Origin of the sequence: Halobaculum halobium (assembly GCF_030127145.1) — an archaeon.
Classification (GTDB): Archaea; Halobacteriota; Halobacteria; order Halobacteriales; family Haloferacaceae; genus Halobaculum; species Halobaculum halobium.
This window is the reverse complement of record NZ_CP126158.1, coordinates 2,745,766-2,765,815: the sequence shown is the minus strand read 5'-3', so window position 1 is coordinate 2,765,815 and position 20,050 is coordinate 2,745,766. Positions and strand designations below refer to the sequence as shown.

Genomic DNA, 20,050 nt, shown 5'->3' with positions numbered 1-20,050 from the left:
CGTTGGGGGTCCGCGCGGATCGCGACGGCGCGCGTTCCCGGACCGAGCGTCGGGCCGATCCCCGCGATGCGGCGGCCGATACCGAGGTGAGTCACGCTGTCGCCGTCGAACTCGGCGTCGGTGTGCCCCACGTCGTACTCCTCTTTCAGTCGGGTGAGCAACGCCTCGTGGAGCGCTTCTCCTGAGAGGCGCTTGGGGAACAGCAGCGTCTCGCCGGCGAGTAGTTCCTTCGTGTCGTCGTCGACCGGGTCGTACCCGTCGATATCGGCGATTTCGTCTGGCAGCGTGACGGTGCGGATCCGCCCGACAGTCCGCGCGAATCGACTGAGTTCGCCCTCGACGCGGTCCCCGCCGGTGACGGCGGTCACGTTCGTCGCGAACCGGTCGCCCACGCGTCGCCCGAGGGGCGCGGTTCCGGCGGCGATGAGGAGACTGACGACGTTTCGCAGCACGGCCATCGGCGCGAACGGGTCGGCGGTCGCGATCCCCCCCACCGGGATGACCGTCGAGAACAGCCCCACCGTGTTGAGGTACACCGCGACCACCGCAGTCCCCAACAGGGTCGTCAGCCCGCGCGGCACCGGTTCACTAACGAACCAGCGGTACGCCGCCGCTGCGACGGTCGCAACGAGGAACGACGCGACCGCGAAGCCGGCGAGTCGGGGAGCGTTCACCAGATCGAGCGCGTCGGCCACCGTTTGCAGCGGCGCCGCGGCGAGCGATGCACCGCCGATCGAGCCCGGTGCCGTCGGACTCACGTCGCCGCCTCCCGACCGAAGCGATCGAGGTCGTCGCGGGTCCCGACGGCGATGAGATCCGCCCCGGCCTCGGGCGTCACGTCGCCGTCGGGCGCGAGCCGCCAGCGGGCGCCGTCGCGAACCGCGAGCACGGCCACGCCGTACTCGTCGCGGACGGCGGCGTTGCCGAGGCTCACGCCGTCGAGAGCCCCCTCCGCGCGGACGGTCACGCGGCGGAAGCGCTTGCCGGCGCGTCGCAGCAGCGAGAGCAGTTCGAACTCGCGTCTAACGCCGCGTGACCGGACGACGACGCGGCGCACGTCGGCGGCGAGGAGCCGGGCCGCGGACGCACGGTCGACCGCGAGCGTGAGCCGTCCGTCGCCCCCGGTAGTCGTCGGCGACGCCGGAGGGGCTTGGGGTCGGTCCCGCCGTCGCCGGCCGGGGTCGCGTCGCTCGCCTTCGCGCCGTCGGTTTTGGCGGCCACGACCGAGCCGTCGACGGGATCGCCGTCGGCCACGACGACGGTCACCTCGTCGCCGCGGGCGAGTCCGGTCGGGACGAGCGCGGACACCGAGACGGCGCGCTTCCCCTCGGGCACGCGGGTGGAGATGCCGGCGGTGGGCGGCGCGGCGGCGACGGTGGCCGTCCCGCGCTCGTCGAGTCGCACCGTCACCTCCGCAAGGTCGAACTCCGACCGGAGGCGGTCGGCCACCGCCGCCTCTAATTCCCCCAGCGACAGATCCGCATCGAACACTTCGGTGAAGGCGGCGATCGACGAGCGGAGGTCGGTCGGGAGCGCGGGGTAGCCCTCGATGTCGGCCACGTCGCCGCCGACGGTGACCCGAACCTTGCCTCGTCCGGCGCTGAGGTCGATCACGTCCGTGGAGAGCGTCCGCTCGGTGAGGCTCTTGAGCGTCACTCGCTTCGGGAGCGCCGCCCCCATCGCGTCGCCTTTCGCGTGGGCGTACAGCGAGATCATGAGGACGACGACGATCGCGATCAGCAGCGCCGTTCCGTTCGCCGAGTTGCGGATCGTCTGGTCGTTCAGCGCGAGGAGTCCGCCGTTGACGCCGGCGATGGCGAGCGAGAGCACGACCACACCGAACCCGGGTATCGAGACGCTGGTGAAGTATTTGAACGTGAAGCCGAGCGTCCACGCGACGAGCGCGGGGACGATCCCGGTCAGCAGGCCGAGGTAGACACCGAGTAACACTTGGACCGGGAGCGATGAATCGACCATGCCTCCCGGTGACGGCGGGAGCACAAATTCGTACCGGGAGACCGTGTTGTGTGGGGTGACCGTCGAGATGCTGTCCCGCACTGTTTATCAGTGCTGGCCGGGTGATTCCGGTAATGACAGGGCTGCGGAAGCGACTCGGCGGTCGGCTTGCTGTGGGGCTCGTCGGCGCCGCCGCGCTGCTGTCGGTGGTCACGGGGATCAACCGGATCGTCGCGCCGCCCGGGAACCGACTGCCGTTCGTCGCGCTGTTGCCCGAGGAGGCGACGCTGCTCGCGGGGTTTACCGGCGCGATCACCGGGTTCCTGCTCCTGATCGCTGCGTATCTGCTCAGGCGCCGACTCCGAGCGGGGTGGTTTGCCGCGGTCATCCTCCTGCCGTTGACGGCGCTGCAGGGACTTGTGGGATCCACGCGGATCGGCCTGCTGCTGGCGCTGGTATCGCTCGTTGCGCTGCTGTCGCTCGCGGTGGACCGCCGCCCGTTCTCCGAGGAGATCGACTTCACCCCGACACAGTGGGCGGCGCTCGCCGGCCTCGTCGGCTCGCTCGGCTACTCGACGGCCGGCGCGTACGCGCTCAACGAGGAGTTCACCAACCTCGCGACGATCACCGACGCGGTGTATTTCTCGGTCGTCACCGCCTCGACCGTCGGGTACGGCGACGTTACCCCGACATCGCCGCTCGCGAAGTGGTTCGCGATGTCGGCGCTCGTGCTCAACGTCGCCGCCTTCGCGGTGGCGCTCGGGGTCCTGTTCACGCCCGCGATCGAAGCCCGCCTCACAACCGCCCTTGGACGCATGACAGACACAGACATCGACCTACTCGCCGACCACGTGCTCGTGCTCGGCTACGGCGAACTCACCGAACCGCTCATCGACGAACTGATCGAAGCGAACGTGCCGTTTCTGGTCGTCACACCGGAGGAGTCGGTCGCACGCGTGCTCGCCGAGCGCGACGGCGTGCACGTGCTCACCGCGGACCCGTCCGACGAGGAGGCGCTCGAGCGCGCGAACGTCGGCGACGCCCGCGCGGTCGTCGCCGCGACGAACAAAGACGCCGAGGACGCGCTCTCCATTCTCACCGCCAGACAGCTCAACCCGGACGTGACGATCGCGGCGGCGGCGACCGACCGCGAGAACGTGAACAAGCTGAAGCGCGCGGGCGCTGACATGGTGATCTCGCCGGCGACGATCGGCGGTCACCTGCTCGTCCAATCCGTTCTGGGGGCGGAGACTCGGAGGCACTCGCCCGGCGCCTCCTCGACGAGGAGTGATCGAGGGGCGGCGCGGACCCGGACGAACTGCAATCGGTTCCCTCCCGTCGGGAACGACCGCCGCTCACGCCGCGGTCACCGCGGCCGCGATCTCGGCGACTATCGCAGCGTCGTCCGTCCAGAAGCCGGTGTAGCCGTCGGAGTCCTCCCGAGCGACGAGCCCGCAGGCCTGTCCCTCGTCGCCGCCGTCGAACGCGAGGACCCAGAACCGTTCGAGTTCGTCGTCGACCGCGTGGTACCGAACTCCCGGTATCGGCGGCACGTCCCAGTCGTCGACGCCGTGGACGTGAACGGACAGGTCGGTGTCGGCCGCGAGATAGCTGTACACGCCGACCTGCGGCCGGAACGCAGAGAACCGCTGAAAGCTCGCGCGGAGCGTGCCGGTCCCGACCCGATGGGCCCGGTCCTCGATCTCGCGGCTCACCGCGAGCAGCGAGCGCCGGCGCATCGACGTGAACAGCGTGTCGTCGAACAGTTCGAAGACCGCGCGGTACCCGGGCGAGACCCCGTCGCGATCGCCCGGACGGACGATCGGTGGGTCGAGGAGGTCGTCCAACTCGTCGACGCTGATCACTCCGAGGAACTCCCCGCCGCTCTCGATGAGCACGAACGGATCGGGCCCGAGGGGCGGCAGCGTTCGCACCTCGAACGCCACGCCGTGAGCGTCGAACAGCGACTCGATCCCGGTGGGTTCCGCGCCGCGGTAGACGGTGAACGCGTGTGCGGTGGTCCGGGCGTTCGCGAGCAACGAATCGAGCATCGTCACTCCCGGAGAGAGACTCGGCCGCGACGCTCCGCTCGAGCAGTTCCTCGACGCGCGGATCGAGCGGCCGCGGCGCGACCCTTCCGGCGGATCGGTCGTACTCCACCAGCCCGGCATCGTCGAGGGACGGCAGGTGAACGTGCCTGAGCGCGATGAGCAGTTGGTTCCGGTCGCTCGGGGTTCGCATCGCCCCGGCGTCAGCGGCGTCCCACCCGCACAACACGGTCGCGAGTTCGTCAACGGAGATTCCGTCGGGGCCAGTGTCTTGGACCGCCGCTAGAAGCCGTCGTCGCGCCCTCGAGGCGAACGCGCGGTAGAGCGCATCGTCCGCCAGCGTCACACTCCACTCGGTCTGTTCGCCTTCGTCGTGCTGGTCGGCAGCTATCCCGTCACGGCCCATAGTATTCAGATAAAGGATGGTCATCCGGCAAAGCTTCTTCGACGGGATCGTGTCCGAAGATCAACCCCGTGCCCAAACGACCTTCAGCGTCGCTACAGCAGCGCTATCGCGGCCGGGTGGCGATCCGTCAGCGCCCCTACAGCGATGCGACGGCGTCGAGCGCGATGTCGATCGCGCGGCCGACGTTGTCTTTCGCCTTCTCCGGCAGTTCGTCCTCGGAGTCGGCGCCCTTCTGAGTGCCGGCGACGAGGTTGCCGTCGGCGGTGCAGATGGCGCCGGCGTTCATGCCGCGGCGACGCGCCAGCGAGAAGACGGCCGACGCCTCCATCTCGATGGCGAGCAACCCGGCGTCCTCCCAGTCGGCGACGTACTCGTCGGACTCGTTGTAGAACGCGTCGTCGGAGACGATCGGCCCCACGTGCACGTCCTCGTCGTTGGCCTCCGCCGCGTCGACCAGGGCCGTGAGCGTGTCGTAGTCGGGCACCGCCGGGTAGACTTCGTTCTCGTAGCGTTTGCTCGTCCCCTCTTCTTTCGCGGCGCCGGTGGCGACGACCATGTCGCCGATCTCCACGTCGGTCTGAAGCCCGCCGCAGGTGCCGACGCGGATCACCGTCTCGACGCCGACGTTGCAGAGCTCCTCGATGGCGATGGCGGCGGAGGGGCAGCCGATACCCGTCGAGCAGATCGTGAGATCGACGCCGTCGTAGGTGGCGTTGACGACGCGGTATTCGCGGTTCTCGGCGACGAGTTCCGACTCGTCGCAGTGGTCGGCGATGCGGTCGACGCGGTCGGGGTTGCCCGGGATGAGTGCGATCTCGTGGACGTCGCCCTCGTCGACGAGCAGGTGGGGCTGGTTTGCCATACGCCCGCTCGCCGCCCGCTCAGCAAAAAGGCCGCGGAAGCGTCGGCGATCCCCGGAGCGGCGGCGGTGTTCCACTCCGCGGTAGCGCAATCCCTTTCCCCGCTCAGTCGAACGCAGCGCATGAGTGCCCTCGACGAGGACGTGCTGGCGAAGTACCGCGAGGCGGGCGAGATCCTGACGACGGTGATGGGCGAGACCCGCGAACTGGTCGAGCCGGGCGCGACGCATCTGGAGGTCGCCGAGTACGCTGAGGAGCGCATCCGCGAGGAGGGCGCCGGGCTCGCGTTCCCTGTGAACATCTCGATCGACGAGGAGGCGAGCCACGCGACGCCCGAGCGCGACGGCGAGACGGAGTTCGGCGAGGACGTCGTCTGTCTCGACATCGGCGTCCACGTCGACGGGTACATCGCCGACTCCGCGGTGACGGTCGACCTCGCGGGGGAGACGGAACTGGTCGAGGCCGCCGAACAGGCGCTGGAGGCGGCCGTCGACGCCGCGGGACCGGGGGTTCCGGTCGGCGAGATCGGCGCGGAGATCGAGGACGTGATCGAAGCGTACGACTACACGCCGGTGTACAACCTCTCGGGCCACGGCGTCGAGCGCTTCGACGCCCACACCGGCCCAAGCGTGCCCAATCGCGGCGTCGACCGATCGGTCGAGTTGGAGCCGGGGCAGGTCGTCGCCATCGAGCCGTTCGCCACCACCGGCCGCGGGAAGGTCGGCGAGGGCAGCCAGGAGGAGATCTTCGAGTTGACCCAGGACGTGTCGGTGCGCAACCGCGCGGCCCGACAGGCGCTCGAACAGGTCCGGGAGTTCGACGGGCTCCCCTTCGCCGCCCGCTGGCTCGACTCCTCGCGCACCGAGATGGCGCTGCGGCGGCTTTCCCAGCAGGGCGCTGTCAAAGGGTATCCGGTGCTGAAAGAGCAGAACGACGAGTTGGTCAGCCAGGCGGAGCACACGCTCGTCGTCACCGAGGACGGGATCGAGGTGACGACGGCAGGGCTGTTCGGCTGAGTCGGCATGCGGCGCTGATCGGCGCGGGCGGCGAGAGAAGGATCGCGTGGTTCCGGGGTCGCTCCGATTCGACCCGACGAGTCGGTCGGTCGAGTCAAGCAGCCGGTCTCAGGCGTTGTTCATCCGGGTCGCGGTCTCGGACCCGCACTCGCTGCAGGTGGTGATCCGGTACGGCTCGCGGGAGAACTCGGCGTTTTCCTCCTTCTGGCTCTCCGTGCGGATCTCGACTTGCACGTCGTGCGTCGTCTCCCAGCCACAGTCGGAACAGCGTTCGGTGACGTGGTCTGGATCGGAGGGTTGGGTCGCCATGTACGGTCGCCTACGGCACTAACCCCGATAAAGCTACTACGTATGTGATAACTCTTTGCGTCGCGAGGGTGGCAGTCCGAGCGCACCGTTCAAGACGCGGGCCGGCGACCGCCGGGTATGGATCAGGTGTTCGCGCCGTGGCGGATCGAGTGGGTCGAACGCGACGACGGGGCCGCGATCGACGGCTGTCCGTTCTGCGTGCTCCCCGAACGAGACGACGACCGCGCCTCGCGCATCGTCGCCCGCAGCGAGCGCGCGTTCGCCCTGCTCAACAACTACCCGTACAACCCGGGGCACGTGATGGTTATCCCCCGCGTTCACGAGGGGGGGTTCACCGCGCTCGACGACGACGACCTGCTGGATCACGCCCGGCTGAAACAGCGGACGATGCGCGCGCTCGACGACGCCCTCGGCCCCGACGGACTCAACACCGGGATGAACCTCGGCGGAAGCGCCGCCGGCGGCTCCATCGACGACCACCTCCACACCCACGTCGTCCCGCGGTGGGAGGGCGACACGAACTTCATGCCGGTCGTCTCCGATACGAAGGTGATCGTCGAGGCGCTGGATGACACCTGGGAACGCCTCCGCGACGCCTTCGCCGAGCAAGAGGGCGCGCGCGTCGCCGGCGACGACGACGCGGTGCGCTTCTCCGTCGAGTAGGTCGCGGATCCGCGGGTTCGACCCAACGATTTTACCGAGCGCTGACGCAGATATCCGTATGAGCAGATCCGCGGAGGAGGCTATCGATCGGGCGGGCGAGGCGGACCTCGATCCGGCCGAGGCGTTCGCCCTCCTCGGCAACGAGACTCGCATCGACATCCTCCAGTCGCTGCACGAGGCGACGATCGAGCGCGACGACGACCGACCGGTCGCGTTCTCAGAACTGTACGACCGCACCGGCCTGGACGACAGCGCGCACTTCAACTACCACCTCAAGCAACTCCTCGATCACTTCGTCCGGAAAGTCGAGTGCGGCGACCCCGACGACGGCCAAGCCGGATCGGACGACAGCACGGGTTCCGACGACTGCGTCGAGGGATACGAATTCCGCACCCCGGGCTGGAAGGTCGTGCGCTCGGTGTTCGCGGGCACGTTCACCGGGCGAAGCGAGGTGGGGCCGTTCGACGCGCCCGGCGCCTGCTACGAGTGCGGCGGCGACCTGGTGGCGACGTACGCGAACGAGTTGCTGACGATCGCCTGCAGTGAGTGCGGACGGACGCCGGTCAACTACTCGTTCCCGCCGGGGGGGCTCGCCGACCGCACTCCCGAGGAGTTCCTCGACGCGTTCCACCACCACGTCCGCCACCACTACTGCCTCGCGGCCGACGGCGTCTGCCCGGAGTGCATGGGCCGCATGGAGACGAGCGTCGCGGCCGACACCGCGGTTCCCGGCCAGGAGATCGCGGTGCGACACGTGTGCGGTCGCTGCGACAACCGACTCACCTCCGCGGTCGGCGTGAACCTCCTCGATTCCGCTCCGGTGCTCACGTTCTTCTCCGAGCGCGGCGTCGACCTCACGACCGAGCCGTTCTGGACGCATCCCTGGACCGTCAGCGACGTGCACACGACCGTCGTGAGCGAGGAGCCGCTGCGCGCCCGGCTCGACCTGCCCTGCGGTGGCGACGTGCTCTCGGTAACGGTCGACGAAACGCTCGATCTCCTCGACGTGGAACGACGGGACTGAGCCCGGCCGGCGCGCCGACAGCTACCGGTCGTCGTACACCACGTCGCCGTCGACTGCAGTCAGCGCGACGCCGATCTCGTCAATCCGGTCGGCCTCTTCCCAGGGCGAGTCGTCGAGCAGGACGAAGTCCGCGCGGTACCCCGCCTCGATCGTCCCGAGTCGGTTCTCGTCGAACCCGGCGTACGCCGCTCCCGCCGTGTACGCCCGGAGGGCATCAGTCACGCCGAGCGACTGATCCTCGCTGGGGGCGTTGACCGCGTAGTGAACGCCCAGTAGCGGGTTCAGCGGCATGCAGTCGCTGCCGAACGCCAGTGGGGCGCCGGCGTCGAGATACGCCGGGAGGCGGTTCGCGTCGGTTCTGCGGTCGCCGAGGCGATCCTCGTAGAGACCGCCCTCGAACCCCCACTTGTGGAAATTGGGCTGCACGGAGGCGACGACGCCCATGTCGGCCATCCGGTCGATCGCCTCGTCGCTGGCGAGCTCGGAGTGTTCGATCCGGTGTCGGGAGTCGCCGGGAGCGTCGGTGTCCTCGTACGCGTCGAGCACCGCGTCGACCGCCGCGTCGCCGATGGCGTGCAGCGTCACCTGGAAGCCGTGATCGTCCGCGCGGGCGACGAGTTCGTCGATCTCGTCGGGACCGAGCACCCACGTGCCCGTCTCGTCGGGGGCGTCGGCGTACGGCTCGTGGAGCTTCGCCGTCCGTCCGCCGAAGGTGCCGTCGGTGTAGGACTTCACCGCGCCGGTCCGGACCATGTCGCTGCCGTGGTTCGTTCGAAGGCCGGCGTCGATGAGCGAGTCGAGGTGGTCGGCCCAGTAGTTGATCCGCACGCGCAGCGTGAGCTCGCCCGCACGGTCGAGGTCGCGGTACACCTGCGGCGCCTTCGACTGGCGGACCATGTCGTGGACCATCGTGACCCCGCGCTCGTTGGCGGTCGCCTGCGCGGCGCGGACCAGCCGCTCGGCCTCGGCGGCGCCGGGTTCGATCGCCTCGTAGACGGGGTCGACGGCCTCCTCGACGATCACGCCGGTGGGCTCGTCGTTCGGACCCGCCGTGTGGACGTCGTCAGCCGGCATCTCCTCGCGGAGGCGGTCGAACACCGGGTCGTTGACGCTGGCGACGTGCATGTCCTCCCGGAAGGCGACAACGGGGAGCGACTCGCTCACTGCGTGGAGGTCCTCGCGCGTGAGGTATCGCGACTCGCCCCACGTCGACTCGTCGTATCCGAAGCCGAGCACCCACTCGCCGCCCTCGACCTCCTCGGCGCGTTCGCGCAGCAACTCGACCGCCTCGTCCGGGGAGTCGGCCGCCGAAAGGTCGGCGTGAACGAGCGACCGGCCGGCGTTGAGGAGGTGCGTGTGCGCGTCGATCAGTCCGGGGAGCGCGATGCGTCCGCCCGCGTCGATCGTTGTCGTGTCGGCGCCGGCGAGGAACTCCACGTCGTACGTCGTGCCGAGGCGGACGATCCGGCCGTCGCGGACGGCGAAGGCGTCGACCGTCTCGTCGGGGTCGGCCAGCGTGTGCACCTCGGCGTTCGTGACGACGAGGTCCGCGGGTTCGGTCATGTCAGAGGCCGGGTCCGCCCGGAGCAAAACGGTTCGGGAAGCGGGCGGGTGCACGGAACCGACACGACTTAGCGGCCGCCGCCGTCACGCCGAGGTATGACCGACACCGACACCGACGCGGCCGCGCTCGCCGAGCGCGTGCGCGACAGCGACCTCCGCCTGTACGAGTTGGAGGAACACGCGGACGCCGACACCGCCGCCGCGGCGCGACGGCTGCTCGTCGAGGACCACTCCGGTGCCGATCTCTCCACCAGCGGCGAGTACGCCTTTGACGCCGCCGGCGTCGAGGCCAACATCGAGAACATGCTCGGGGCGATCCAGATCCCGCTGGGCGTCGTCGGCCCGGTCGAGATCGACGGCGGCGCGATTTCGGGCGAGCACTACCTGCCGATGGCGACGACCGAGGGGGCGCTGCTGGCCTCCGTCAACCGCGGCTGCGCGGCGCTCAACACCGCCGGCGGAGCGGGGCGCGCGTCCTCAAGAACCGCATGACGCGTGCGCCCGCCTTCCGAGTCGCCGACGTGGCCGAGGCCGAAGCGCTCTCCGAGTGGGTGCGGGAGAACACGGCCGTGCTCCGTGAGGCGGCCGAGGCGACGACGAGCCACGGCGAACTGAAGGAGGCGACGCCGTACGTGGTCGGCAACACCGTGTTCGTCCGGTTCGCGTACGACACCAAGGACGCGATGGGGATGAACATGGCAACCATCGCGACCGAGGAGGCCTGCGACGTGATCGAAGCGGAGACGACCGCCTCGCTCGTGGCGCTGTCGGGGAACCTCTGTACCGACAAGAAGCCCGCCGCGATCAACGCCGTCGAGGGACGCGGGCGAACCGTCGCCGCCGACGTGACGATCCCCCGCGAGACGGTCGCGGAGACGCTGAAGACGACGCCAGAGGCCGTCGCGGAGGTGAACACACGCAAGAACCTCGTCGGCTCCGCGAAGGCCGGCAGCCTGGGGTTCAACGCCCACGTCGCCAACTCGGTCGCCGCGATGTTCCTCGCGACCGGCCAGGACGCCGCGCAGGTCGTCGAGGGCGCGAACGCGATCACGACCGCCGAGGTCGACGACGACGGGGGGCTGTACGTGAGCGTGACCATCGCCTCGCTGGAGGTGGGAACCGTCGGCGGCGGGACGAAACTGCCCACGCAGTCGGAGGCGCTCGACGTGCTCGGGATCCGGGGCGGCGGCGATCCAGCGGGCAGCAACGGCGACGCGCTCGCGGAGGCCGTCGCGGTCGCGGCGCTGGCCGGCGAACTGTCGCTGCTGTCGGCGCTCGCCTCGAGAAACCTCTCGTCGGCGCACGCGAGCCTCGGGCGGTGACCCCGCGTCGCGACCGCGGCGCTCGTTCGCGTCGGCGTCGCTACCGCTCGTTCAGCGCCGCCGCGAGCGACTGCACCGCCCACCAGCTTCGGCGCCGGAGGCGCAGCGGGTCGCCCCAGAGGTGCGCCGCCATCGGCGCCTGAAACGCGCCGGCGGCGAAGAGAAAGACGCCGACGGCGGGGTCGACGTACACCCACGCGGCGACGCCGGCGGTCCACTCCCACACGAGCAGCGCGTACGCCGCCGCGCCGTGCAGCGTCAGGAACAGCCCCAGCAACGAGACGAACGTGGCGAGAAACAGCAACCCTGCGTACGGCGGGACGCCCTCGGCGCCGCCGACGGTGCCGGACTGCAGCGGCACCGTGACCGCGTCGGCGACGGCCACCGGTCCCGCGAGCATCGACATGGGTCGACTGGTCCGCAGTCCGATATAAACGCTCGGTCGCGGTTACAGGAGCCGATACTCCCCGCGCGATTCGCTGGCCTCCCCCGCCGCGTCAGCCGGTCGAGGATGTCGCGCGCGGCCTCGGCCGGGACGCCGTGGTCGGTCGCGTAGGCGACGATATCCGCCTCGGTTGCAGTCCCCTCGCGGAACGCGTCGCGGACGACCTCGTCTCGCGAGCGCGACTCCCCCGCGTCGTCGGCGCCGGCGGCGGCGACCTCGTCGGCGTCGAGGCCGGCGCGTTCCAGATACTCGCGATCGTCGACGACCGCCTCGGACTCCTCCAGTTCTCGCTCTAACTCGGCGACGGTTCCCGCGCGCTCGAACGCCGCCGACTGCCCCTGCTTGTCGGCCAGCAGTTTCGCTCGCGCCTCGGCGGCGGCCGCCCGGTCCTCGGACTCGTAGAACCGTTTCAGGCGGTCGGTCCGGTGGCGGGTGTCACAGCGCGGGCAGGTGGCGGAGTCCTGGTCCCGGGGGTCGGCGACGAGCCAGTAGGTGCCACAGGAGTGACAGCCGACGACCGCGTACATACTCGCGGGTTGCTCGCCACCGGTGTTGAACCTTGTTACTACACCGGCACTCGGGACCCGCTGTGGGGGCTAGCTCCCGTGTGGTCTTCGAGCCCGGCCCCCAGCGTCGCCCGCGGAATTAAGCGCCTCGCCGTCGGCAGGGAGGGTATGGAACGCGAACGCCACGATCCGAGCACCGACACCGAAGCGGTTCCGGGGGCCCACCTCGCCCAACTCGCGACCGGCGCGGAGATGAGCGTCCAGCACTTCTCGATCGAACCCGGCGCGGAGGTGCCGTCGCACAGCCACCACCACGAGCAGGCGGGCTACATCACCGCCGGTGCGTTGACGTTCATCCTGGCCGACGGCGAGGAGGTCGTCTGCGAGGCGGGCGATTCGTACGTCTTGGCGGGCGAGGAGGTTCACGGCGCCGAGAACAGGGGCGACGAGCGGGTCGAGGGGGTCGACATCTTCAGCCCGCCGCGGCCGAACCCGGACTGGCAGGAGTAAGCCGCAGTCGGCGCAGGACGCGGCGCCGCGATCAGTCGGCCTTCGCCTCGTCGTCGCCGTCGAAATCGACCTCGTCAGCGCCCGGTGCGACGCTCACGTCGACCTCGTCGGGTTCGTCGGTCCCGCCGACGTGGAGCTCGCCGTCCGCGTCCTCGACGTACGCGTCGTCGGCGAAGCCCGCGACCGCGTTCTCGAACTCGCCGGCGTCCATCCGCTCGGGCGTGGCCGGCGCGTCGGCGACGCCGTCCGCGGGGCGGAACTCGCCGAGCGGGTCGTCGATGGTGATCCTGTACCGCTGGAAGAACCGCTCGTATCGGCGGTAGTGCTGCTCCAACTCGTCGCTGGGGATCTCCATCATCTCCGCCCAGCCGTGGTTGAAGAAGTCGAAGTTGGCTTGGATGTGAGTGATCTCGCGGGCCTCCGCCTCGGGGTAGCCCGCTTCCAGCGCCGCGACGTAGGTGTCCATCGTCGCGTCGAAGAACTCGTCGAGATGGGCGCGTCGGCCCTCGCGCCGCTCCTCGTCGGCCTTGTCGAGGAAGATATCGGTGTGCATCCCGACGAGCCTCTCGTTGACGTAGTCGCCGACGACCGGCGTGGTGAGCGCGCGCTTTGCGGCCCAGTGGCGGACGTTTTGGCGGAGCTTCATACGCAGTTGATGGCGCTGGACGCTCTTGAATGTGCGGCGAATCGGAACCCACGGTAAGCGATCGTCGAGGGGCGATGGGGCAGTCCTTCGATTCCTAGAGGAACCCGTGAATCCCTTTGGGACGAACTCTCGTGAACCCTCACGTCGATAGCAACCCACATTAACCCCGAATCCGAATCGCCGGTATGAGCGAGTCGTTCGTCATCATCGGCGACGGGATCGCCGGTAGTTCCGCCGCCGAGACCCTCCGTGAGGAGGCGCCCGACGCCGACATCACCGTCATCACTGACGAGGGGGAAGCCCTCTACAACCGTATCCTCATCAAGGAGTTCGCCAAGGGGAAGCTCCCCGAGGCGCCCATCTCCATCCACGAGACGGGATGGTACGAGGAGCGAGACATCTCCCTCGAACTCAACACGCTCGTCACGGACATCCGCACCGACGAGCACGAGGTCGAAACCCACGAGGGCGACGTCCTGGAGTACGACAAGCTGCTGCTCGCGGTCGGCGGCACGCCCCAGCAGCTCCCCGTCGAGGGGAGCGACGCCGACGGAGTCCACCACTTCTGGACGTTCCAAGACGCCCGTCGCATCCGCGAGTCCGCCGAGAACGCGGACCAGGCTGTCATCGTCGGCGCCGGTCTGCTCGGCATCGACCTGGCAGCAATCTGCGGCGCGCAGGACATCGAGGGCAAGTACCTGATGCGCGGCAACGCCTGGTGGCGCTACGCGCTCAACGAGGAGGGCGCCGAGATCATGCACGAGGCGATGCGCGAGCGCGGCGTCGAACCCGTCTTCGACTCCGGCGTCGACCACTTCGAGACGGACGACGAGGGCCACGTGACGGCCGCGGTCGATCCCAACGGCGACCGCTTCGACGCTGATTTCGCGGGCGTCGCCATCGGGCTGAACCTCAACACCGAACTCGTCGAGGGCACGCCCATCGAGACGGACGACGGCATCGTCGTCGACGAGTTCATGCAGACGAACGACGAGGACGTGTTCGCCGCCGGCGACATCACGCGCTTCTACGACGTCATCCTCGGCGAGCAGGCCCAAAACGGCGCGTGGGGAAGCGCGAAAGAGCAGGGGAGCATCGCCGCGAAGAACATGCTCGAGTACGGCTCGGCGGAGTTCCGCTGGGTCTCGTCGTACTCGATCACGCACTTCGACTTCCCGTTCCTCTCGTTTGGCCATCCGACGCTCGGCGACGACGAGGTCATGCGCTCGTTTGGCGACGACGAGTGGCGCCGCCTCGCGCTGAAGGACGGCAAGATCGTCGGCGGCGTGCTCATCGGCAACCTCGCACCGCAGTCTGCGTACAAACAGCTCATGCGCGAGCAGGTGGACGTGAGCGGACAGAAGGACGTCCTCATGACCGAGGGCTTCTCGGTCGACGACCTCGAAACCGAGGGCGCGACCGCCGAGTAACCGCCGAGGACGCCAACTCCCGCTGGGTTCACAGAGACAAGACGCGACAGGACCGACGACCGAGCCGTCGGACCGACACCGTTTTCGGCGGGACTCTCGGAGTACGCTCATGAACGGCGGCGGTTCGAGCGACATGACGCTCGCCTTCGAGTTGGACGCGCTGAAGTCGTTGGCCGATCCGAACGAGGTGTTCAACGACGCGCGCGGGTGGACGGAGTACGTCGGCGTGGTCTCGGAGAAGCCCACGTACGTCGTCACCAACTTCACCCGGAAGCACCGCATCCGCCAGGACTTCTTCTCGGGCCCTCGGGGCGTGCGGGAGTCACTGGAGAACGTCAAGCGGCAGTTCGACACCGACCGCCACGTGTTCGTCGGCACGACCGACGAGGACCGCGCGGTCTCCGAGGACACCGGCTGGGAGTTCCTCCCGCTGGAGCAGGCCGCGGAGGCGGCCGGGTGGACGACGACGGAACCCGACGACCAGTCGGACCACTTCGACGAGAACGCGCGCGACGACTGGCCCTGACGCCGCGGGGGACACCGCGCGCGACGGCCGGTCTCGAAGGAGCATGGGCGCCACCTTCAGCTTTCGAAACCACTAATCAGCGTCGACCCTTGTGAGTATCTACTCAATGAGTCACCAGTTGCCGGACGTGCAGGCCAGTCGGCCGGACGTCACCGTCGGACTCAGCCAGGTCGGTGTCACCGGCGTCGACAAACTCGTGAAAGTCGGCCGGGACGAGAAGCGACCCTGGGTGTTCATGGCCGAGTTCTCGGTGTTCGTCGACCTGCCCAGCGAGCGCAAGGGGATCGACATGAGCCGAAACATGGAGGTGATCGACGAGGTGCTGGAGGCGGCAACACGCGAGGAAGCGTACCGCATCGAGGACGTCTGCGGCGACGCCGCCGAACGGCTGCTTGCGAAGCACGACTACACCACCACGGCGGAAGTCGAGATGACCGCCGAGCTCGCGGCCCGCGAGGACACGCCCGCCTCCGACCGCGAGACGCAGTCGACGTTCACCGTCGTCGCCTCCGCCGTCGCCGACGACGAGGGCACCCGCGAGGAGATCGGCGCCGAAGTGACCGGCATGACCGTCTGCCCGTGTTCACAGGGAATGTCGGAGTCGCGCGCCCGCGAGAAGCTCGACGATCTCGGTGTCGACGATCAGGTCGCCGAGGAGTTCCTCGACGCCGTCCCGCAGCCGGGCCACTCCCAGCGCGGACACGCCACGCTCACGTTCACGGCCGACGGAGCCCCCGAGGTCGACCTCTTGGACGTGATAGACACCGCACGCGACGCGATGAGCGCGCGCATCTACAACTACGCCAAGCGCCCGGACGAGGACCACATGACCTACGAGGCACACATGGACGCGAAGTTCGTCGAGGACTGCGTCCGCGCGCTCGCAGAGGACGTGGTCGAGACGTACGACCACCTCGCGGACGACGTGGTCGTTCACATGAAGCAGTCGAACGACGAGTCCATCCACCAGCACAACGCCCACGCCGAACGCGAGATCACCATGGGCGCGCTGCGCGAGGAGCTCAGTCGCTGATCGCGGAGTTCAGGCTCGACTCATCGATTCACCCGCTCCCGGTTCCGCCGACCTCGTCATGCCATTCCGTTTCCGCCTCGCCTGTTCGTCTCCGGTCGTCGATTCCGTCCCGTACTACAGCCCGAGCGGCGAGGCGTCCTCCCACCGCTCGCGGAACGTCCGGCGAACGTCGCCGGCGAACTCGGGGTCCTTCAGGTCGATCATCGCGAACGACTCGTCCGGATCCACCGGGCTCGGAACTTCCATGCACACCTCCGCGTCGTCGACGAGCGTGAACGTCCCGCGCAGTCCCGGCGCGGTCCGCACCGTGAAGTTCGGGTGGTCGGCCATCCGGTCGAAGTAGCGCTCGCCGACCCCTCCGGAAGCTGTGCGGGCAGCTCCTCTGACAGCAGCAGCGACACCTCGACGCCGCGTTCGAGCGCCGCCTCCAACTCCTCGGTTATCCGCTCGCCGACGGCACCGATGTCGAGTCCGGAGGCGGGCGCGGCTGCGATCATCACGACTCGATCGTCGGCCGCAGACAGCCGTTCGAGCAACAGATCAGCCGTCTCCTCCGGGCCGAGTGCAGCCGTCCAGAACTGCTCGTCCGGCGGGTCGCCGGCCTCCAACTCCAACGAGAGCTCGTCGACGACGGCCTCGTACTGCTCGGCCTGCTCGTCGAGTTCGCGCTGCTTCTCCTCCAGCAGCCGGTCGAGGGCGGCGTCCGGCTCGACTGCGAGGTACTTCTTCGGTCTGCTCGCGGCCTGACTGCGGGCGAGCCGGTGGCGTTCGAGGCTGTTGAGCACGTCGTACACCCGGCCCATCGGGACGCCGCTCGCCTCTGACAACTCCTTTGCGGTTGCGGGTCCGACGTCGAGGAGCGCGCGATACGCACGAGATTCGTACTCCGAGAGCCCGAGGTCGCGAAGGTCGGCCATACCACACCCAGGACATGGACACTCAAAAAACACACTCCGAGTTTACCCTCCGGCGCGCGGAGCGAAGCGGCACGTCGTCGCTTACTCGGCGGCGTCGGCGACGCGGCGCATCAACGCGTCCGGCGACTCGGCGGGCCCGGCGTCGCGGCCGCGGAGGACGGCGGCACCCTCGGGCGCGCGGTCGCTGTCGGGGACGACGACCTTCTCGTGGTCGGCGACACGCAACGCTGCGCGGTGGAGATCCGAGCCGGCAGGGACGCCGACGTCGACCACGAGCGGTTCGTGTGTGAGTCGGGCGGCCACCGAGCCGTAGCCGGCCACCTGCGCGCCCATGCGCTCGGTCGCGCCGGCGAAGGCGCCGACCGCGGCCTCGGCGCGCTCGCGGTAAGCGTCCTCGCCGGTGAGCGCGGCCAGGTCGACCAGCGCGTCCGCGAACTCGACCACGCTGTCGATCGGTCGGAGCGGCCTGTCGACCAGCCCGAGACCGGTCGCGGGACCGTCGCGGAACGCCGGCTCGTCGCCGAGGACGTCGAGCCCGCGGTCGGTGACTGCGCGGGCGAGGTCGAGCCCGTCGCCCAGGACGGACTCGGCTGTGCAGAAGGCCGCCGCGACGCGCCCCACGTCCTCGAGCAGATCGATCTCGGCGCCATCGTCGTCGACGTGGCGGACGGTGCCGTCGTCAGCGACGAGCGTCTCTCGGAGGTACGAAAGCGCGCGCTCGGCGGACGCTTTCGCGCGCTCGTCATCCGTGTAGGCCGCGAGGGTGAGCAGTGCATCGGCGGCGAGGGCGTTGCCGCCGGCGTAGGCCGTGAGGTCGGTCCGCTCGCCGTCGGGGCCGACGCTGGCGCCGTAGGCGAACCCCGACCAGAGGTCGGCGTCGAGGAACGCGCGGATCGAGTCGGCCGCCTCGCGGTACGCCTCGTCGCCGGTGTAGAGGTAGGCGTTGGCGAACGCGCGCAGGACGCCGGCGTCGTCGGCGAGCAGCTTCTCGCGGGCGGGGTCGGACCAGTCTCGCGCGCCCGCGTACCGGAAGACGCCGCCGTCCTCGTCGAGGAGGTTGCGGTCGATCGCATCGAGGGTCTGAGTCGCCTTGTACCGGTCGCGCTTGAGCGCGAACTCGACCGTCCGCGGCATGGGGAACTTCGCGTCGTCGCCCCACCCGGCGAAGTCCGGGTCCCACTGGGCGTCGAGTTGCCCCGCGAGGTGCTCCTCGATGGCGGTCGTCACCGGCCCGCTCGGCGTCTCGTTGCCGGCGAGCGCACGCGGGATTCGTCCCGCGTCCTCACCGCGTTCGTCCCACGTTTCTCGCACGCGGGTGAGCACCGAGCGGAAGCCCTCCGGTCCGAGATACGTCGCTCCGGTGAGCAGTTCGCCCGACGGCGTCGTGAACACGGTCGATGGGAACCCCCCCATGTTGTACCGCTCCCGGACGCGCGGCTCGCGGTCTACGTCCACCTTCACCGGGACGAATCCGTCGTTGACGTTGGCCGCGATTCGCGGCTCGCCGAACGTCTCGACGAGCATCTCGTGGCAGTCGTCGCACCACGTGGCCGTGAGGAACAGCAACACCGGGCGGTCCGTCTGTTCGGCCTCGGCGAACGCGTCATCCCCCCACTCACGCCACAGAACTCGCGTGTCCTCGGTCATAGTCGCGCTCGGGGGCGCCCGAGGGTAAAGTCGGCGTTCGCGGACGCGAGGGGCAACTGGCAGTTGCGGCGCTCGTCCGTTCGGTCGCTTCGCCCGGTAGAGCCGCTGGCGAGGTCGTCGCGCGATCGGCCGAGCGTGCGAGCAGCGAGTCGACCTCCAAAAGGGCTATACTGCGCGCTCGGGTAGCCCGGGTATGCGCATTCGGGTTCGCTACCTGCTCGTGGCCCTGCTCGCGATCCCGCTGGCGGACGCCGCGTTCCTGCTGTGGGTGGCGACGAATCTCCTCACCGCGGTGCAGACGGTCGCGCTGGTCGTCCTCACCGGACTGCTCGGGATGCTCCTCGTACGCGCGGAGGGGCGCCACACCCTCCGGGCCATCCAGCGGAAGCTCGCGACGGGCGAGGCGCCCACGGGCGAGGTGCTCGACGGCGGCCTGTTGATCGCCGCCGGCGCGTTCCTCCTCACGCCCGGTCTGGTGACCGACACGATCGGGTTCCTGCTCGCGATCCCGCCAACGAGGTACCCGATCCGCGAGCTGTTGCGGCGCTACGTCGTCGTCCCGTACGTCGACGCGCGGATGGACGGCTTCGCGACGGGCGCGGTCTGGACCGAGGGCTTCCCGAACCCCGAGGGAACGGCCGGCAGCGACGGGAACGGGACGGCCGGAAGCGTGGGATTCGGCCCCACGGAGACGGATGGCCGTGACGCCAGCGCCGCCGGCGACGAGGACGTCGTCGACGTCGACTTCGAGGAGGTCGACGATGACGATGAACGGCGGTAGTGAGGCGCACCCGGTCGCCTCAGACGCCGTCTCCGATCGCGGGTGAGGTGACCGAGATCCACCCGACCGGGGCGGCGTGCAACCGCATGACGTGGCGGCGACGCCGAACGGAAACGCTTAACCAATCCCTCCCACTACTCGGAGATGCGCTCACCTGGGCCAATAGCTCAGTCAGGTTGAGCGCTCGGCTGATAACCGGGAGGTCCGCGGTTCAAATCCGCGTTGGCCCATCCAAGGTATCACCGGCCCTTGGCCGGTGAGAATTGGGCCACTGGCTCCCCAGCCACCCAATTTCCGCGTTCTACCAATACTACGGGTAAGGGTAGGTTTACCTCGACTCACACTCACACCACACGCGGGTCCACCCCGTACAGCGGTGCCAGAGGCGGGAGGTGGCTTTCGTGAACCGCGCGTTCGGATCTGGCAAATCCGCAGATCGCGG

The 20,050-nt window shown here is 69.3% G+C and carries 15 protein-coding genes, 1 tRNA gene and 7 pseudogenes; 11 read left to right on the top strand and 12 right to left on the bottom strand.

Features of this window, described 5'->3' with window-relative positions:
* Nucleotides 1–131: 131 nt before the first annotated feature.
* A pseudogene (locus P0Y41_RS18140) lies at nucleotides 132–674 on the bottom strand (DUF8167 domain-containing protein); the annotation flags it as partial.
* A gap of 80 nt (nucleotides 675–754) precedes the next feature.
* Nucleotides 755–1,977: pseudogene (locus P0Y41_RS14480) on the bottom strand (potassium channel family protein).
* Nucleotides 1,978–2,090: 113 nt separating this feature from the next.
* Between P0Y41_RS14480 and P0Y41_RS14475 the strand changes: the two are divergent.
* A pseudogene (locus tag P0Y41_RS14475) lies at nucleotides 2,091–3,098 on the top strand (NAD-binding protein); the annotation flags it as partial.
* 213 nt (nucleotides 3,099–3,311) lie between these two features.
* Here the strand turns inward: P0Y41_RS14475 and P0Y41_RS14470 are convergent.
* The 3 genes and pseudogenes from P0Y41_RS14470 to P0Y41_RS14465 all read right to left on the bottom strand — a co-directional run bounded on the left by P0Y41_RS14470 (nucleotide 3,312) and on the right by P0Y41_RS14465 (nucleotide 5,272).
* Nucleotides 3,312–3,695 (bottom strand): DICT sensory domain-containing protein, encoded by a 384-nt coding sequence (locus tag P0Y41_RS14470; protein WP_284063430.1) that lies wholly within the window; start codon nucleotides 3,693–3,695, stop codon nucleotides 3,312–3,314.
* 451 nt (nucleotides 3,696–4,146) lie between these two features.
* Nucleotides 4,147–4,410, bottom strand: a pseudogene (locus P0Y41_RS18050) (hypothetical protein); the annotation flags it as partial.
* Between the two features lie 136 nt (nucleotides 4,411–4,546).
* Nucleotides 4,547–5,272, bottom strand: coding sequence for a guanosine phosphorylase (locus tag P0Y41_RS14465; protein WP_284062003.1), 726 nt, complete (start codon nucleotides 5,270–5,272; stop codon nucleotides 4,547–4,549).
* A gap of 120 nt (nucleotides 5,273–5,392) precedes the next feature.
* Between P0Y41_RS14465 and map the strand changes: the two genes are divergently transcribed.
* Nucleotides 5,393–6,286 (top strand): type II methionyl aminopeptidase, encoded by an 894-nt coding sequence (map, locus tag P0Y41_RS14460; RefSeq protein ID WP_284062002.1) that lies wholly within the window; start codon nucleotides 5,393–5,395, stop codon nucleotides 6,284–6,286.
* Between the two features lie 108 nt (nucleotides 6,287–6,394).
* Here the strand turns inward: map and P0Y41_RS14455 are convergent, their stop codons facing one another.
* Nucleotides 6,395–6,595 (bottom strand): DUF7835 family putative zinc beta-ribbon protein, encoded by a 201-nt coding sequence (locus P0Y41_RS14455; protein WP_284062001.1) that lies wholly within the window; start codon nucleotides 6,593–6,595, stop codon nucleotides 6,395–6,397.
* Between the two features lie 117 nt (nucleotides 6,596–6,712).
* On the opposite strand from P0Y41_RS14455, the gene P0Y41_RS14450 reads away from it, so the two are divergent.
* Both P0Y41_RS14450 and P0Y41_RS14445 read left to right on the top strand, forming a co-directional pair.
* Nucleotides 6,713–7,258: an HIT family protein gene (locus tag P0Y41_RS14450; protein ID WP_284062000.1), complete on the top strand. Its 546-nt coding sequence runs from the start codon at nucleotides 6,713–6,715 to the stop codon at nucleotides 7,256–7,258.
* Nucleotides 7,259–7,316: 58 nt separating this feature from the next.
* Nucleotides 7,317–8,282, top strand: a complete 966-nt coding sequence (locus P0Y41_RS14445; RefSeq protein WP_284061999.1) for a winged helix-turn-helix domain-containing protein — start codon at nucleotides 7,317–7,319, stop codon at nucleotides 8,280–8,282.
* 21 nt (nucleotides 8,283–8,303) lie between these two features.
* On the opposite strand, the gene P0Y41_RS14440 is transcribed toward P0Y41_RS14445, so the two are convergent.
* Nucleotides 8,304–9,845: an amidohydrolase gene (locus P0Y41_RS14440; protein ID WP_284061998.1), complete on the bottom strand. Its 1,542-nt coding sequence runs from the start codon at nucleotides 9,843–9,845 to the stop codon at nucleotides 8,304–8,306.
* A gap of 96 nt (nucleotides 9,846–9,941) precedes the next feature.
* On the opposite strand from P0Y41_RS14440, the pseudogene hmgA reads away from it, so the two are divergent.
* Nucleotides 9,942–11,167: pseudogene (gene hmgA / locus P0Y41_RS14435) on the top strand (hydroxymethylglutaryl-CoA reductase (NADPH)).
* Between the two features lie 40 nt (nucleotides 11,168–11,207).
* On the opposite strand, the gene P0Y41_RS14430 reads toward hmgA, so the two are convergent.
* On the bottom strand, nucleotides 11,208–11,573 hold the full coding sequence (locus P0Y41_RS14430) for a hypothetical protein (RefSeq protein WP_284061997.1): 366 nt from the start codon (nucleotides 11,571–11,573) through the stop codon (nucleotides 11,208–11,210).
* 42 nt (nucleotides 11,574–11,615) lie between these two features.
* A pseudogene (locus tag P0Y41_RS14425) lies at nucleotides 11,616–12,139 on the bottom strand (DUF5817 domain-containing protein).
* 147 nt (nucleotides 12,140–12,286) lie between these two features.
* Between P0Y41_RS14425 and P0Y41_RS14420 the strand changes: the two are divergent.
* A complete protein-coding gene (locus P0Y41_RS14420) occupies nucleotides 12,287–12,628 on the top strand; it encodes a cupin domain-containing protein (RefSeq protein ID WP_284061996.1) in 342 nt (113 codons plus the stop codon).
* Nucleotides 12,629–12,659: 31 nt separating this feature from the next.
* On the opposite strand, the gene P0Y41_RS14415 is transcribed toward P0Y41_RS14420, so the two are convergent.
* Entirely contained in the window at nucleotides 12,660–13,274 is a 615-nt protein-coding gene (locus tag P0Y41_RS14415; protein WP_284061995.1) for a DUF6149 family protein, read from the bottom strand.
* A 185-nt stretch (nucleotides 13,275–13,459) separates the two neighbouring features.
* Here P0Y41_RS14415 and P0Y41_RS14410 point away from each other — a divergent pair, with 185 nt between their 5' ends.
* The 3 genes from P0Y41_RS14410 to mptA all read left to right on the top strand — a co-directional run bounded on the left by P0Y41_RS14410 (nucleotide 13,460) and on the right by mptA (nucleotide 16,263).
* Nucleotides 13,460–14,704 carry an NAD(P)/FAD-dependent oxidoreductase gene (locus tag P0Y41_RS14410; RefSeq protein ID WP_284061994.1) on the top strand — a complete coding sequence of 415 codons (1,245 nt, stop codon included), beginning with the start codon at nucleotides 13,460–13,462 and terminating at the stop codon, nucleotides 14,702–14,704.
* Between the two features lie 109 nt (nucleotides 14,705–14,813).
* A complete protein-coding gene (locus P0Y41_RS14405) occupies nucleotides 14,814–15,230 on the top strand; it encodes a DUF7124 domain-containing protein (protein WP_284061993.1) in 417 nt (138 codons plus the stop codon).
* Between the two features lie 106 nt (nucleotides 15,231–15,336).
* Nucleotides 15,337–16,263, top strand: coding sequence for a GTP cyclohydrolase MptA (mptA, locus tag P0Y41_RS14400; protein WP_284061992.1), 927 nt, complete (start codon nucleotides 15,337–15,339; stop codon nucleotides 16,261–16,263).
* Nucleotides 16,264–16,377: 114 nt separating this feature from the next.
* Here mptA and P0Y41_RS14395 read toward each other — a convergent pair.
* Together P0Y41_RS14395 and P0Y41_RS14390 are read right to left on the bottom strand one after the other, a co-directional pair.
* Nucleotides 16,378–17,180: pseudogene (locus P0Y41_RS14395) on the bottom strand (TrmB family transcriptional regulator).
* Between the two features lie 81 nt (nucleotides 17,181–17,261).
* Nucleotides 17,262–18,827, bottom strand: a complete 1,566-nt coding sequence (locus P0Y41_RS14390) for a DUF255 domain-containing protein (RefSeq protein ID WP_284061991.1) — start codon at nucleotides 18,825–18,827, stop codon at nucleotides 17,262–17,264.
* Between the two features lie 199 nt (nucleotides 18,828–19,026).
* Here P0Y41_RS14390 and P0Y41_RS14385 point away from each other — a divergent pair, with 199 nt between their 5' ends.
* Together P0Y41_RS14385 and P0Y41_RS14380 are read left to right on the top strand one after the other, a co-directional pair.
* Complete coding sequence (locus P0Y41_RS14385; RefSeq protein WP_284063429.1) at nucleotides 19,027–19,608, top strand: FxsA family protein; 582 nt, start codon at nucleotides 19,027–19,029, stop codon at nucleotides 19,606–19,608.
* A 156-nt stretch (nucleotides 19,609–19,764) separates the two neighbouring features.
* Nucleotides 19,765–19,838, top strand: a tRNA-Ile gene (locus P0Y41_RS14380).
* The last annotated feature ends 212 nt before the right edge of the window (nucleotides 19,839–20,050 follow it).

Bases quoted from the DNA above. Each gene is read 5' to 3' on its own strand.
- P0Y41_RS14470 (WP_284063430.1), bottom strand. From the start codon at position 3,695: ATGCGCCGGCGCTCGCTGCTCGCGGTGAGCCGCGAGATCGAGGACCGG.
- P0Y41_RS14465 (WP_284062003.1), bottom strand. From the start codon at position 5,272: ATGGCAAACCAGCCCCACCTGCTCGTCGACGAGGGCGACGTCCACGAG.
- map (WP_284062002.1), top strand. From the start codon at position 5,393: ATGAGTGCCCTCGACGAGGACGTGCTGGCGAAGTACCGCGAGGCGGGC.
- P0Y41_RS14455 (WP_284062001.1), bottom strand. From the start codon at position 6,595: ATGGCGACCCAACCCTCCGATCCAGACCACGTCACCGAACGCTGTTCC.
- P0Y41_RS14450 (WP_284062000.1), top strand. From the start codon at position 6,713: ATGGATCAGGTGTTCGCGCCGTGGCGGATCGAGTGGGTCGAACGCGAC.
- P0Y41_RS14445 (WP_284061999.1), top strand. From the start codon at position 7,317: ATGAGCAGATCCGCGGAGGAGGCTATCGATCGGGCGGGCGAGGCGGAC.
- P0Y41_RS14440 (WP_284061998.1), bottom strand. From the start codon at position 9,845: ATGACCGAACCCGCGGACCTCGTCGTCACGAACGCCGAGGTGCACACG.
- P0Y41_RS14430 (WP_284061997.1), bottom strand. From the start codon at position 11,573: ATGTCGATGCTCGCGGGACCGGTGGCCGTCGCCGACGCGGTCACGGTG.
- P0Y41_RS14420 (WP_284061996.1), top strand. From the start codon at position 12,287: ATGGAACGCGAACGCCACGATCCGAGCACCGACACCGAAGCGGTTCCG.
- P0Y41_RS14415 (WP_284061995.1), bottom strand. From the start codon at position 13,274: ATGAAGCTCCGCCAAAACGTCCGCCACTGGGCCGCAAAGCGCGCGCTC.
- P0Y41_RS14410 (WP_284061994.1), top strand. From the start codon at position 13,460: ATGAGCGAGTCGTTCGTCATCATCGGCGACGGGATCGCCGGTAGTTCC.
- P0Y41_RS14405 (WP_284061993.1), top strand. From the start codon at position 14,814: ATGAACGGCGGCGGTTCGAGCGACATGACGCTCGCCTTCGAGTTGGAC.
- mptA (WP_284061992.1), top strand. From the start codon at position 15,337: ATGAGTCACCAGTTGCCGGACGTGCAGGCCAGTCGGCCGGACGTCACC.
- P0Y41_RS14390 (WP_284061991.1), bottom strand. From the start codon at position 18,827: ATGACCGAGGACACGCGAGTTCTGTGGCGTGAGTGGGGGGATGACGCG.